Annotated in this window: 13 protein-coding genes; 5 read left to right on the forward strand and 8 right to left on the reverse strand. The window is 57.6% G+C overall.

Annotation, left to right across the window (positions count from 1 at the left end):
* The first annotated feature begins 126 nt into the window (after nucleotides 1-126).
* Complete coding sequence (locus tag PspCFBP13528_RS26455) at nucleotides 127-3,018, forward strand: ribonucleoside-diphosphate reductase subunit alpha (protein ID WP_065951068.1); 2,892 nt, start codon at nucleotides 127-129, stop codon at nucleotides 3,016-3,018.
* Nucleotides 3,019-3,168: 150 nt separating this feature from the next.
* Here PspCFBP13528_RS26455 and PspCFBP13528_RS26460 read toward each other — a convergent pair whose 3' ends face one another.
* From PspCFBP13528_RS26460 to PspCFBP13528_RS26490, 7 genes are all read right to left on the reverse strand, one after another.
* Nucleotides 3,169-4,260 (reverse strand): hypothetical protein, encoded by a 1,092-nt coding sequence (locus PspCFBP13528_RS26460; RefSeq protein ID WP_137201842.1) that lies wholly within the window; start codon nucleotides 4,258-4,260, stop codon nucleotides 3,169-3,171.
* A 180-nt stretch (nucleotides 4,261-4,440) separates the two neighbouring features.
* Nucleotides 4,441-5,751, reverse strand: a complete 1,311-nt coding sequence (flgE, locus tag PspCFBP13528_RS26465; RefSeq protein ID WP_065951070.1) for a flagellar hook protein FlgE — start codon at nucleotides 5,749-5,751, stop codon at nucleotides 4,441-4,443.
* A gap of 31 nt (nucleotides 5,752-5,782) precedes the next feature.
* A complete protein-coding gene (flgD, locus tag PspCFBP13528_RS26470; RefSeq protein ID WP_137201843.1) occupies nucleotides 5,783-6,502 on the reverse strand; it encodes a flagellar hook assembly protein FlgD in 720 nt (239 codons plus the stop codon).
* A gap of 16 nt (nucleotides 6,503-6,518) precedes the next feature.
* On the reverse strand, nucleotides 6,519-6,962 hold the full coding sequence (flgC, locus tag PspCFBP13528_RS26475) for a flagellar basal body rod protein FlgC (RefSeq protein WP_024076985.1): 444 nt from the start codon (nucleotides 6,960-6,962) through the stop codon (nucleotides 6,519-6,521).
* Nucleotides 6,963-6,965: 3 nt separating this feature from the next.
* Nucleotides 6,966-7,373, reverse strand: coding sequence for a flagellar basal body rod protein FlgB (flgB, locus tag PspCFBP13528_RS26480; RefSeq protein WP_057726450.1), 408 nt, complete (start codon nucleotides 7,371-7,373; stop codon nucleotides 6,966-6,968).
* A 312-nt stretch (nucleotides 7,374-7,685) separates the two neighbouring features.
* Nucleotides 7,686-8,513 (reverse strand): protein-glutamate O-methyltransferase CheR, encoded by an 828-nt coding sequence (cheR, locus tag PspCFBP13528_RS26485; RefSeq protein ID WP_057726452.1) that lies wholly within the window; start codon nucleotides 8,511-8,513, stop codon nucleotides 7,686-7,688.
* A 43-nt stretch (nucleotides 8,514-8,556) separates the two neighbouring features.
* Nucleotides 8,557-9,489: a chemotaxis protein CheV gene (locus PspCFBP13528_RS26490; protein WP_065951073.1), complete on the reverse strand. Its 933-nt coding sequence runs from the start codon at nucleotides 9,487-9,489 to the stop codon at nucleotides 8,557-8,559.
* A gap of 75 nt (nucleotides 9,490-9,564) precedes the next feature.
* Here PspCFBP13528_RS26490 and flgA point away from each other — a divergent pair, with 75 nt between their 5' ends.
* The 4 genes from flgA (at nucleotide 9,565) to PspCFBP13528_RS26510 (ending at nucleotide 12,146) form a co-directional block, all read left to right on the forward strand.
* Nucleotides 9,565-10,323, forward strand: a complete 759-nt coding sequence (gene flgA, locus PspCFBP13528_RS26495; protein WP_137201844.1) for a flagellar basal body P-ring formation chaperone FlgA — start codon at nucleotides 9,565-9,567, stop codon at nucleotides 10,321-10,323.
* A 140-nt stretch (nucleotides 10,324-10,463) separates the two neighbouring features.
* Entirely contained in the window at nucleotides 10,464-10,781 is a 318-nt protein-coding gene (gene flgM, locus PspCFBP13528_RS26500; protein ID WP_065951075.1) for a flagellar biosynthesis anti-sigma factor FlgM, read from the forward strand.
* Between the two features lie 48 nt (nucleotides 10,782-10,829).
* Complete coding sequence (locus PspCFBP13528_RS26505) at nucleotides 10,830-11,300, forward strand: flagellar protein FlgN (protein ID WP_065951076.1); 471 nt, start codon at nucleotides 10,830-10,832, stop codon at nucleotides 11,298-11,300.
* 96 nt (nucleotides 11,301-11,396) lie between these two features.
* Entirely contained in the window at nucleotides 11,397-12,146 is a 750-nt protein-coding gene (locus tag PspCFBP13528_RS26510) for a flagellar brake protein (RefSeq protein ID WP_065951077.1), read from the forward strand.
* Between the two features lie 58 nt (nucleotides 12,147-12,204).
* On the opposite strand, the gene PspCFBP13528_RS26515 is transcribed toward PspCFBP13528_RS26510, so the two are convergent.
* Nucleotides 12,205-13,590: an MFS transporter gene (locus PspCFBP13528_RS26515; RefSeq protein ID WP_101221167.1), complete on the reverse strand. Its 1,386-nt coding sequence runs from the start codon at nucleotides 13,588-13,590 to the stop codon at nucleotides 12,205-12,207.
* Nucleotides 13,591-14,013: the final 423 nt, after the last annotated feature.

Raw genomic sequence — 14,013 nt, forward strand, 5'->3', positions numbered from 1 at the left:
TTTCAGTAGACCAAACCGCTCACGCGGATGGCAGCTGTTTTTCATCCAAAGACATGGAAAACGGTACGGGTGTTGCAGGAAAGCCTGGCACTCGCAATCAAATATAGAACGTGGAGACAACCCCCCATGCAAACCGACACAACTCGCGAGAACCCGCAGGGCTCCGTGCCGCAGGCCGCCGATTCGACTATGGATCTGTCCGCCACCGCACCTGGCCAATTGCGCGTGATCAAGCGTAACGGCACTGTCGTTCCTTACACCGATGACAAAATCACCGTCGCCATCACCAAAGCGTTTCTTGCAGTTGAAGGCGGCACCGCTGCTGCTTCGTCGCGCATCCACGACACCGTTGCCCGCCTGACCGAACAGGTCACCGCGACCTTCAAGCGTCGCATGCCTTCGGGCGGCACTATCCACATCGAAGAAATCCAGGACCAGGTCGAACTGGCCCTGATGCGTGCCGGCGAGCAGAAAGTTGCCCGTGACTACGTGATCTACCGCGATTCGCGCGCCAAGGAACGTGCCGTGCACGCGCCATCCGCCGAAGCCGTGCAAGCGCACCCGTCGATCCGCATCACCCTGGCCGATGGCAGCTTTGCGCCACTGGATCTGGGCCGCCTGAACACCATCATCACCGAGGCCTGCGAAGGCCTGGAAGAAGTCGACGGTGACCTGATCCAGCGCGAAACCCTGAAGAACCTGTACGACGGCGTGGCCCTGACCGACGTCAACACCGCCCTGGTGATGACCGCCCGTACCCTGGTTGAACGCGAGCCGAACTACTCGTTCGTCACCGCGCGCCTGCTGATGGACACCCTGCGCGCCGAAGGCCTGGGCTTCCTGGGCGTGGCCGACAGCGCCACCCACCACGAGATGGCCGACCTGTACGCCAAGGCCCTGCCTGCCTACATCGCCAAGGGTATCGAATTCGAATTGCTCAACCCGATCCTGGCCACCTTCGACCTGGAAAAACTCGGCAAGGCGATCAACCACGAGCGCGACCAGCAGTTCACCTACCTGGGCCTGCAAACCCTGTACGACCGTTACTTCATCCACAAGGACGGGATCCGCTTCGAACTGCCGCAAGTGTTCTTCATGCGCGTGGCCATGGGCCTGGCGATCGAAGAGAAGCACAAGGAAGACCGTGCGATCGAGTTCTACAACCTGCTGTCGTCCTTTGACTACATGTCGTCGACCCCGACCCTGTTCAACGCCGGCACCCTGCGTCCACAGCTGTCGAGCTGCTACCTGACCACCGTGCCGGATGACCTGTCGGGCATCTACCACGCGATCCACGACAACGCCATGTTGTCCAAATTCGCCGGCGGCCTGGGCAACGACTGGACGCCGGTGCGTGCACTGGGTTCGTACATCAAGGGCACCAATGGTAAATCCCAGGGCGTCGTGCCGTTCCTGAAAGTGGTGAACGACACCGCCGTTGCCGTGAACCAGGGTGGCAAGCGCAAAGGCGCTGTATGTGCCTACCTGGAAACCTGGCACATGGACATTGAAGAGTTCATCGAGCTGCGCAAGAACACCGGTGACGATCGTCGTCGTACCCACGACATGAACACCGCCAACTGGATCCCTGACCTGTTCATGAAGCGTGTCTTCGATGACGGCCAGTGGACGCTGTTCTCGCCGTCCGAAGTACCGGACCTGCACGACCTGACCGGCAAGGCCTTCGAAGAGCGCTACGAGTACTACGAAGCCCTGGCCCAGTACCCTGGCAAGATCAAGCTGTTCAAGACCATCCAGGCCAAAGACCTGTGGCGCAAGATGCTGTCGATGCTGTTCGAAACCGGCCACCCATGGCTGACCTTCAAGGACCCGTGCAACCTGCGCAGCCCGCAGCAGCACGTAGGCGTGGTCCACAGCTCGAACCTGTGCACCGAGATCACCTTGAACACCAACAAGGACGAGATCGCGGTCTGCAACCTGGGCTCGATCAACCTGCCGAACCACATCGTCAACGGCAAGCTGGACACCGCCAAGCTGGAACGCACTGTCAACACCGCCGTACGCATGCTCGATAACGTCATCGACATCAACTACTACTCGGTGCCACAGGCGCAGAACTCCAACTTCAAGCACCGTCCGGTCGGCCTGGGCATCATGGGCTTCCAGGACGCCTTGTACCTGCAACACATTCCCTACGGTTCCGATGCTGCGGTCGAGTTCGCCGACAAGTCCATGGAAGCGGTCAGCTACTACGCGATCCAGGCTTCCTGCGACCTGGCGGACGAGCGCGGCGCCTACGAGACGTTCCAGGGTTCGCTGTGGTCCAAGGGCATCCTGCCGCTGGACTCGCAACAGATCCTGATCGAACAGCGTGGCCAGAAGTACATCGACGTTGACCTGAACGAGTCCCTGGACTGGGCGCCGGTACGTGCCCGTGTACAGAAAGGCATTCGTAACTCCAACATCATGGCCATCGCACCGACCGCCACCATCGCCAACATCACTGGCGTGTCGCAGTCGATCGAACCGACCTACCAGAACCTGTATGTGAAATCGAACCTGTCGGGCGAGTTCACCGTGATCAACCCGTACCTGGTTCGCGACCTGAAAGCCCGTGGCCTGTGGGACTCGGTCATGATCAACGACCTGAAGTACTACGACGGTTCGGTGCAGCAGATCGAGCGCATCCCGCAGGAACTCAAAGAGCTCTACGCGACCGCCTTCGAAGTGGATACCAAGTGGATCGTTGACGCTGCCAGCCGTCGTCAGAAGTGGATCGACCAGGCACAGTCGCTGAACCTCTACATTGCCGGCGCTTCGGGCAAGAAGCTGGACGTGACCTACCGCATGGCCTGGTACCGTGGCCTGAAAACCACTTACTACCTCCGTGCCCTGGCCGCGACCAGCACCGAGAAGTCGACCATCAACACCGGCAAGCTGAACGCTGTATCCAGCGGCAACCATGGTGATGATTCGGTACTCGCCGCGCCAGCCGGACCTGCGCCAGTGCCGAAGGCTTGTGCGATTGATGAGCCGGATTGTGAAGCTTGCCAATAAGCTGAGGCTCACTCAGGTTTAATTGGAAAAAAGCCTTCTGTAAGCCCTGGATCCCAGAGGGCTCACAGGGGGCTTTTTCTTGTTCTTGCTTGCCATATGGACCTGGCGAGCACAGCTACCAGAATAGGTTGCACGCACTGCCTGTTTTAATTACGCGTATTCCCGCTTGAACCCCCAGGCTATCAAATTGGGATCAGTCCTTACGTTACCGTACCTGGTACCCCATCGATCCTCACTACGATTCAACACGGCGAGCGAATGCGTGTTGTTATCCAGGGTACCGACTCTGCCCGCAGCCAATTGCGAAGGGCTGACCCTCTCTATAAGATTCCCATAGCCCAATCGATTAAAAGTCTCCACGGCCCACTCACCGTCATTGATGCTGTTAATAGCTTCGCTGAAACTACTTCCTGAAATCCCATCGTTTCGCTGCCTCATTGCCTGAACGTTATTCACGGCCAACATTAAATTCATGAATCCGAGCAGCTTCGGATCCTGTCCTTGCAGTTGAGCCCTTGCTGCTGACTCACGGTACTGTGCCTGTGTAACTTGGACATGATTACCGTTTTTGAGAGTCACATCATAATTACCCGAAGCATCCCGTTTGATATCTTTAAACACACCGGCCGGACCGAACTGCGCGATCATGGCCTTACACGCTGAAATAGCACCGCAATTGCCTTCCTGACCCTGATAGGCGCCAGAAAAGAGATTGCTCGGCATCTCACCGGGCTTGTAGCTACCTGGCTCGAAATTGGTTTGATTCGTCCCTGCCGTAACCGGTAAGTTGCCCACTCTCTCCCCGAGCCCCAGCGTCCCGCCAGCATTGATGCCGCCTCCTAGCCCACCGCCCTGATAGCGACCGCTGCCACCGCCTCCTCCCCCACTGCCACCCAACTGCGACTCATCAGCACCGGTAGATACATCATCAGGAAACAGCTCTGGAAACAATGCCTTCAAAAACTCAAGCCAACTGTAAGGAGCGTCTTTCTTCAGATTTTCGATAATTTCCTTGAACTTGTCCTCGCCCAACTTTTCACGCAAATCATTAAGCTTGTTACGCAAGTCCTGGACAGCCTGGCTCTTGGAGGTTTTCTGAGCATCTTCCAGCTCCTTGAGCAGCTTTAAGACGGCGTCCTTATCGGTATTCGTGCTGTCTTTGGTTTCTTCAACACGTGGTATCCCGTTGCTACTTTGGAAATACGCATAATCCTTTTGGCTTGATACCGATCCCCCCCACATACTGCTCCCCCTTCATCAAAACTTGTTCGCTTCGATGAGTGAGAAGAACGGTGTAGGCAGTTCCAATAAAAAATGTGCAATCACATGACCGTCAGATAGCGCAAAAGGGGAGCAATTTAAAAAAACAAAAAAAACCCCTCGATCGAGGGGCTTTTTCGTCTTCGTGGCAAACCAACAGCATTACGTCATCTGAATGATCGTCTGCATGATGGTGCTCTGGGTGGAGATGGTCTTGGCGTTCGCCTGGTAGTTGCTCTGGGCCTTGATCAGGTCCACCAACTCATTGGTCAGGTTGACGTTGGAGTTCTCCAGGGAGTTGGCCACGATCGAGCCCAGGGTGCCGGCTTGCGGGGTGTCGTAACCCGGTTGGCCTGAAGCGAAGGTCTCTTTCCAGGTGGTGCTGCCGGCAGGTTGCAGGCCTTGTTCGTTGTTGAAGCTGGCCAGCGAGATCTGGCCGATGGCCTTGCTCTGCTGGTTGCTGAAGGTGGCGAACATCACGCCGCTGCCGTCGATCTTCAGGCCGGTGATCTGGCCGGTGGCATAGCCATCGGTCACCGGAGGGTTACGGTAGGTGGCCGAGTTGTACTGGGTAATGTTGGCCATGTTGACCGCAATTCCACCTGGGTTGGCATCCGCACCGTTGGCCTTCCACACACCACTGGTCACCGTACCCGGGACCCAGCCGGCAACGGTGAGGGTCTTATCGGATACACCACCGGTCACCACGCTGGTGAGCTTGCCAGCGCCATCGAAGGTCAGGGTCGACGCCACAGGTGGCGTCGATGGAGTGCCCGTCGGGGCAGAACCGTCAGGGTTGCGACCGTCGATCAGGGTGTAGGCATTCCACTTGTTGCCGTCGGTTTTCACCAGGTACTGCACCATCGGGTGAGCGTTGCCCTGGGAATCGTACAAGGTGGTGCTGTATTGCGTGGTGAAGGTATCGGTCTTGGTGGGATCGAATGGCTTGGCCGTTTGATCGATCACCGGCTCCGAGGAGTTCAGGTTACTGGTGGAATCCACTTTGGTGGAGGCCTTGGGCGGCAAGTTCGTCAGGTTCAGTTGCAGGTCGGTCAGGCCGCCCTTGATGATTTTTCCGTCATCATCCGCCGCGTAACCTTGCAGGCGCGAGGTACCGGTGTTGTTGGTGATGTAGCCGTCTTTGTCGGCACGGAACGCACCGCTGCGGGTGTATTCCAGCGAACCGTCACTGCCCTTCTGCACGAAGAAGCCGCCACCCTGGATCGCCATGTCCAGAATGCCGCCGCTGCCATTCACGTCACCTTGGGTGAATTGCTGCGACACCGCCGCCAGGTTCACACCATTGCCGATGCTGTTCTGCCCGGTGCCCAGTTTGGACGCCGCGTAGATGTCCGCGAATTCCGCACGGGACGACTTGAAGCCAGTGGTCGCAACGTTGGCGATGTTGTTGCCGGTCACGTCCAGTTGTTTGTTGGCCGCATAGAGGCCGCTAAGGCCGATATTAAAAGACATGTTTCTCTCCCTCTGCCGTCGTTAGCCGGCTCTATGTACCGATAGTCTGAATTTGCGACAGCTTGACGCTGCCCATGCCGCCTGCAAGGTTGAGCAGCATTTCGCCACCGGTCTTGCTCAGCGTCACGCTGGTTACCGTTGCCGGCAGCGAAGTGGCCAGGGCCACCGCGTCACCCTTGTCGTTCTTGGTGGAAGCCGCGAAGGTGTATGTGCCGGCTGGAGCAACTTCACCTTTGTCGTTCTTGCCATCCCAGATAAAGTCCGACGAACCCGCGCTCTGGGCGCCCATATCGAGGGTGCGCACCACATTGCCGTCCTTGTCGGTGATCTTGATCGAGACATTGCCCGTCGCCGCCGTCACCGCCACCGAACCGGTCATGCTCTTGCTGGTATCGACCAGTGCCTTGTCGGTCTGGGTGATGATCGAACGTCCCACCAGCGACGAAGCCTGCAGCGCCTGCGACGAGCTGAAGTTGCTCGATATGTTGTTTACCGAGTCGTTCAGGGTGTTGATGCCTTCCAGGCTGCTGAACTGCGCCAACTGGGCCACGAACGCACCGTTATCCTGTGGCGACAACGGGTTCTGGTTTTTCAGCTGGGTAACCAGCAGTTGCAGGAATGCATCCTTGCCCAATGCCTGGTTGCCGGTGGCAGCCTTGGAAACATTCGCTACATTGTTTGACGCGTCCTTGACCTTGGAGTTGAACAGGTCCTGGACTGCCGAGTTGTTCGACGTATCAACGATGGCCATTATTCGGCGCCCCTTATCACTGACCCAGGGTCAGGACCTTCTGCATCATGGTTTTGGCGGTGTTCATCATTTCCGCGTTGGTCTGGAACGAACGACTGGCGGAAATCATGTCGGCCATCTCCTCGACCACGTTGACGTTGGGGTAGTAGACATAACCCTTTTCGTTCGCAGCCGGATGGTTCGGCTCGTAACGCGCTTCGAGGTTGCTCTGGTCTTCGACCACACCCAGGACCTGCACGCCTTGCCCGGCGGCATCCTGGTTCTGGAACAGCGAATCACTGCCGCCGCTCTGGCCGCCCTGGAACATGGTGGCGAACACCGGATGACGGGCTCGGTAAGTCTGGTCAATGCTCGAAGACACGGTCTCGGCGTTGGCGATGTTACTGGCGACGGTGTTCAAACGCGTGGTCTGCGCGCTCATGCCACTGCCGGCAATATTGAAAACACTGGACAGGGACATGGCTTATTCTCCACGCAGGGCTGACATCAGCCCTTTGAATTTGCTGTTGAGCAGGGTGAAGCTGGCCTGGAAGTTCACCGAGTTCTCGGCGTAGTTCGATTGTTCCAGTTGAGCATCGACGGTGTTCTGGTCGATCGACGGCTGCATCGGCGTGCGATACAGCAGCGACTCATCACCACTGCTCAAGCCTTGCGCTTCGATATGACGGCTGTTGGTCATGTTCAAGGCGAAGGTGCCGTTTTTGGTTTTGTCCTGCTGTGCGGCGAGCACGGCGGAGAAATCCAGATCCCGAGCCTTGTAGTTCGGGGTGTCGGCGTTGGCAATGTTGTTGGCCAGGACTTCGGCACGCTGGGCGCGGAAGCCCAGGGCTTGTTCGTGGATACCGAGCGCTTTATCGAAGCTGATGCTCATGGCGGAAACCTTTTGGCTGACCTGCTGTTCGTTAACAGGGTTATAGCAAGGTGCATGCCAATGTAACCAAGCCCCGTATATCAAGGGCTCGTAGGGGATTTGCCGGCGGCAATGCCAGAAAAGCGGCAAGTGCTTTCCGCGTGGCGCCAGTAAAGCGGCAATGGAAGGATTGCCGCTACCGTTGAAATTGCCGCGAAACAAATGTGGGAGGGGGCTTGCTCCCGATGGCGGTGTGTCATGTCATGAATAGCTGACTGACCCACCGCCATCGGGGGCAAGCCCCCTCCCACATTTTTTACCGGGTAAACGTTGTTATTTGGCCTGGTAGATGATTCCCGGGCTGCACTGCACCATCTGGTAGTGATCCGGCAAGCCGTTCAAAGCTTCCGAAGCGCCGAGGAATAGATACCCGCCGCGCTTGAGCGTGCCATGGATGCGCAAGAGGATGTCCTTCTTCACTTCGGCCGAGAAGTAGATCAGCACGTTGCGGCAGAACACCATGTCGAACTTGCCCAGGCTGGCGTAGCTGTCGAGCAAGTTGAACGAGCGGAACTCGACGCGGCTCTTGATCGGCGCCTTGATCGCCCAGCGCCCTGCCCCTTTCGGGTCAAAGTAGCGCTGCAAGCGTTCCTGGGACAGGCCTCGGCCCAGGGCCAGGCTGTCGTACTCACCGGTCTTGCAGTTGGTGAGCATACTGCCGGACAGGTCCGTCGCCACAATTTGCGCGCCGGCTTTCAGCTGGCCCATGTTGGTCCGCTCGAACTCGTCGATGGACATGGAGATCGAATAGGGTTCCTGTCCCGAGGAGCATGCCGCCGACCAGATACGCAGGCGCTGACCCGGGCTGGCCTTGATGGCTTCCGGCAGCACTTTGTTCTTGAGCACCTCAAAGGGGTAGGTATCGCGAAACCATAACGTTTCGTTGGTGGTCATGGCATCGACCACCATCTCCTTGAGCCCGCTGCGCGGCTGCCCCTGGATCCGCTGAACCAACTCACCCAGGGATTTTATGCCCTGCTGTTCCATCAGCTTGTTGAGACGGCTGGATACCAGGTACTGCTTGTTTTCACCAAGCAATATGCCACAGGCTTTTTCCAGGAAGACCCGGAACTGTTCGAAATCCAAATTACCCGTAGACAATGGTACCGCCTCTTAAATCGTGTGACCGCCAGGAGAAATGCCCCTAGCCGTGATCTGCTGCCTTGATCCGGTCGACTACCCGGGATGCGAGGTCATCAGGCCGGAATTTGGCCAGAAAGTCATCTGCACCGACCTTCTTGACCATGGCCTGATTGAATACCCCCGACAACGAAGTATGCAGGATGATGTGCAATTTTTGCATGCGTGGATCGTTGCGTATTTCCGCCGTGAGGGTGTATCCGTCCATTTCCGGCATTTCAATGTCGGAAATCATCATCAGGAATTCTTCTTCCGGCTTCTTGCCCTCGTCCACCAACTTGCGCAGGTAATCCAGGGCTTGGCGACCGTCATTGAGGGCTACCACGTCCACGCCGACGGTTTGCAGGCAACGCGTGACCTGCTTGCGCGCGACAGAGGAGTCATCCACGGTCAACACGCGCAGGGATACCGCCTTGTGTGCCGTCTCGGCATCCACTACCCCGACGGAAATCGTTTCCGAGGTGGGCGCGACTTCGGCGAGGATTTTCTCCACGTCGATGATTTCCACCAACTGGTTGTCCACCCGCGTCACCGCCGTCAGGTAATGATCGCGCCCGGTGCCCTTGGGCGGCGGATGAATCTCTTCCCAGTTCATATTGACGATACGTTCCACCGAGCGCACCAGAAACCCCTGGGTCTTGGTGTTGTACTCGGTAATGATCACGAACGGGCTCTGGCGGTCCTGCAAACCGGCGGAGCCGGTGGCCATTGCCAAGTCAAGAATGGGGATGGTCGCGCCGCGGATATTGGCCACGCCGCACACCACCGGACTGGACTTGGGCATGATCGTCAGCTTGGGACACTGCAGCACTTCACGCACTTTAAACACGTTGATGCCGTACAGCTGCTTGCCGTCCAGGCGAAAAAGCAACAACTCCAGGCGATTCTGCCCTACCAGCTGCGTGCGCTGGTTTACTGAATCCATTACACCTGCCATGCCCAGACTCCTAAATCCCAGAGGTACGATGCGTACCCAACACTAAACGGCACGAGCTTTGCTATTTGGTTGGCTATGGATATTAAAACGACAGTTTCCCGACGCGCTTGCCGCCCAAAGTATCGCAGATTGCTCTGCGCCGCGTTGGCGCTGCTTGTCTGGGGCGTCACGGCCCGCGCCGACAACGTCACCCTGCCTGATCTCCTTATCGGCGTCACCCAGGGCTTTCTTGAATACACTGTAGAAGATTATCTGGAGACCACCCAGACACCGGGCCGCTATGAGATCCAGGTCAACTCGTTGGACCCGCGCCTGCGCATGCCGATGTGTGACAAGGAATTGACAGCCACCCTGGAAAGCCCGGCCCAGCCCATTGGCCGTGTCACCGTAAAAGTACGCTGTGAAGGCGCCTCGCCCTGGACTGTTTTTGTGCCGGCTCAAGTCAAATTGTTCCGCGACGTTGTCGTGGTGGCGCGACCGTTGAAGCGCACCGGCATCATCGGCTATGACGATGTCGCACTGCGTGAACGGGATATCAGCTTGATCAATCAGGGTTACCTGACCTCCCTGGACCAGGCGATCGGGCAGCGGCTCACCCGACCAGTGGTCACCGATCAGGTGATTACCCTGGTGCATCTGGAGCAGGCCGAGGTCATTCGTAAAGGTGACCAGGTAGTGATTTCCGCCAGCAGCGGCGGTTTGAACGTGAGAATGCCTGGGGAAGCGCTGTCCAACGGCGGCATGAGCGAGCAGATTCGCGTCAAGAACCTCAACTCCAACCGCGTGATCAAGGCGCGGGTGACGGCCCCTGGCCAGGTCGAGGTAGCGTTATAGATTACTGGTATGGGGCGCTAGGTTTTCCTACACTGTGCATGGAATGTTCCGTGCGGAGATTTATTGTCATTCGCGCCTAAAGTTTGTCCGGGTATTGCCGAAAACATGGCAAGCGTCCACATACCCAGAGGTTTTTTATCATGGTCATTGATTTCAATCGTTTAAACAGCACCCAGCCCTTGCCGGGCAATACGCGCACCAGCGGTGCCAAGGACAGTGTTGAAGCCAAACCCCTGCCCGCCAAGGCAGAACAGGCGAGCGCGAGCCAGAGTGGGGAATCGGTACACCTGAGCAATGAGGCTCAACAGTTGCAGAAGATCACTGACTCGCTGCGCGATCAGCCGATTGTGAACAAAGCCCGCGTGGCCGAGTTGAAACAAGCCATCGCCGATGGCACTTATACAGTCGACAGCAACCGTGTAGCCAGCAAGCTGCTTAACTTCGAAGCCGAGCGCTAGGCACAGGCCTGCGCTGGGCTTCTGGACGCTTAAAACCCAAGGCCAGCCATGCACCACGACGAACATTTGCTCCAACTGATCCTTGATGATCTGGCGCCGACGCAACAACTGCTCGAGCTGCTTAAAGAAGAGTCCCTGGCCCTGTATGGCCGGGATATGCCCTTGCTCGAAGAAATACTCGCGCGCAAACAGTCGCTGATTGTGCTGCTCGAACAGCACGGCAAGAAGCGCAGCGAGATTCTTATCAGCCTGGGCCTGCCTGCCGATCACGACGGCCTGGCACAGTTGGCAAGTCATTCCTCGGTCGGCGATCAGTTGCTGACGCAAAGCAAAGCGCTCAATCACCTGCTCACCCAGTGCCAGGAAGCCAACCTGCTCAACGGCCAGTCGATTCAGCTTCAGCAAGCCACCACGGCCAATCAGTTACGTATTCTTCACGGCGGTGAGCCCCCGGCCCTGTATAACGCCCAAGGTTCCACTTCACGCCTGGTCAAGCCAAGCACCCGCAGCCAAGCCTGACAACGGTTCCAAAGCGCGGCCTATCCAAGGTGCGCTACATACTGGCAAAATGCCGGTTCTTGCGTGTAGTCGTATTTTCCTGGAGATGGAACAACCGTGTTCAACACCCTTAATGCGGAAGATGCACCGCAGCCACCCAAGGTCCTTACCACACCTTTGGAAATCGCCAGCACGCTGCGGATGCTCCAGGAAAGCCATGATCCATTGATCATCACTTTCCACGAACGCAGCCAACGCTTCCAAAGTTACCTTGTGGACATCGACCGGGACAGCAAGACGCTGGTACTGGACGAAATGATTCCGCGTGACGGTGAACGTCACCTCGAAAATGGCGAACCCTTCCGCATCGAAGGTTTTCATGATGGCGTCCGGGTTGCCTGGGACAGTAACGGCACGCTGAGCATCAGCGAGAAGGACGGTCACCGTATCTACAGTGGCAGCATGCCCAGCGAGGTGGTCTATCATCAGCGTCGTGATGCATTCCGCGCTGCCCTGAAGTTGGCGCAATTGGTCAATATCGAACTGGGTGGCGAAAAGCTCAAGGCGCCGATCAACGGCAAGTTACTCGACATTTCCGCCACTGGATGCAAATTGCGCTTTGAAGGCGACATCGCCGAACGCCTGCAACTGGGGCAGGTCTACGACCGCTTCATCGCCGCGCTGCCATTCGGCAACATGACGACCGCTGTCGAGTTGCGTTACCTGCATTTCGAAGACAGGATCAACATCACTTTTGCCGGCGTGCGCTTTCATAACATGAGCGGTTTGGTGCAGCGCCAGGTAGAACGCTTTGTGTATCAACTGCAACGCGAAGCTCGGCGCTTCGACAAGGACGACGACTTTTAAGCCTTGAACGCTGAAGGAAAAAACGGGCAGCTCCTGACAGGACCTGCCCGTTTTTCGTTCAGGGGCGCGCTCTGCTCAAGTCATGGGGATGGTCTTGCGGGTCTGTCGACTCAGGCGCAATCTCGGCAGCCGGCTCGTCGACGGCTGGTTCGACGGCTGGTTCGGGGTCTGATTCAGGCACAGTGGCCTGCATCTGCTCCTGTACCACCTGTTCATCTACCCGCGGGTCAAGCGCGGCCACCAACGGCGAACTGGACATACTGTCAGGCATCGCCACGTGATGCAGCGGCGCATCGTCTACCTGATGCAAGTTGGTCACCGCCTTCGGCCGTATACGCCATACCAGGATCAACGCACACAGGCTGAAAAACGCGTACAGCATCTGGCTGCCGAACAGTTTCATCACCACACCCGCCAGAAGCGGGCCGATACTGGCACCCACGCCGTAAGTCACCAGCAACATGGCGGTCAGCGATACCCTGCGATCACCTTCTACATGGTCGTTGGAAAAAGCCACAGCCAACGGGTACAGACAAAACTGCACAAGTGAACAAAAAAAGCCCGCCACGAACAGCACTTCCAACGGGACCTGAGTCATGATCGCCAAGGGCAATGCTGCCACCGCCAGGCACAACGCAAAGCAGCGGATCAGCAATGCGCGGTCATAGCGGTCGGACAACCAGCCCAGGGGCCACTGCACGAGCAGTCCAGCAAAAATGCAGGACCCCATGAACAAACCGACTTGCTCGGTCGTCAACCCCTGCTGTGAGGCATAAAGCGGTGCGAGACCGTAGAACGAGCCCACGATCAGTCCAGCCCCCAGCACCGTGCTGAGGGACTGTGGCACGCGCTTGATAAAGAAACGCGGCTCCATCGGCGCCGGATGCAGCGGCGCCGGGTGAATACGTCGGGTCATGGCCACCGGCACCAGGCACAGGGCAAAGCACAGCGCGACCAGCATCAGCAGTTCAAGCCCCAGATGGGGATGCATCACCAGTATCAGCTGGCCCAGCACCAGACCGAGGTAGGACGCGATCATATAGCCGCTGAACACTACGCCACGCTGCTTGGCCTCCGCCTGCTCATTGAGCCAGCTTTCAATGACCATGTACTGGCACATCATCCCCAGGCCCACGATCACCCGCAGTACGATCCAGGCAGGCAGCCAATCGATCAAACCGTGGCCCAGCACAGCCGCGCCGACGATCCCGGCGCAGGTAGCGTAGGCGCGTATATGCCCGACACGGGCGATCAAACGGTGCCCGATCTTGCCGCCCAGCACCAGGCCAAAGTAGTTGGCCGCCATGAGCGCACCCACCCACAGGCTGTCGACATGGTCGGCCGCCAATCGCAAGGCTAAATACGTACTGAGCAGGCCGGAGCCGATCAGCATCATCAAGGAGGCGAAATAAAGGGCTCGAAAAGATTTCCAGATCTGGCGCATCGGCGTTCCGAGCGGCTCCTTGCAGTGAGGGGACAGGGCTATCGCATGATAGTCCGCGGTGGTCGAGTCCGGACAGGCGGCAAGAGCCTTTTCCGGGGATTATTTTGCTTAACCGCTCAGACACTGACCGCGTGGCGGCGAGGTACATAGCGTGGAGATAAATGTACAGCGCACCACCTGTGAACCTGGATCATGCGCAAGGTTCGACTGGTGTTTGGATATCTGCCATAAAAGCGCTGAATAGAGCGATCCATAGGTGAGCCTGCTCGATACGCCGCTCTAGCGTTAGCGATCTATGCAAGCCATCTCGCGCCTGCTGAGCAAATGTGTTTCGAGCGCCCAAAACAAAACCCCAACTGCTTTCGCAATTGGGGTTTCGGAATTTAATCTTGACGATGACCTACTCTCACATGGGGAAACCCC

The sequence above is a fragment of the Pseudomonas sp. CFBP13528 genome (genome assembly GCF_005233615.1).
Classification (GTDB): domain Bacteria; phylum Pseudomonadota; class Gammaproteobacteria; order Pseudomonadales; family Pseudomonadaceae; genus Aquipseudomonas; species Aquipseudomonas fluorescens_AM.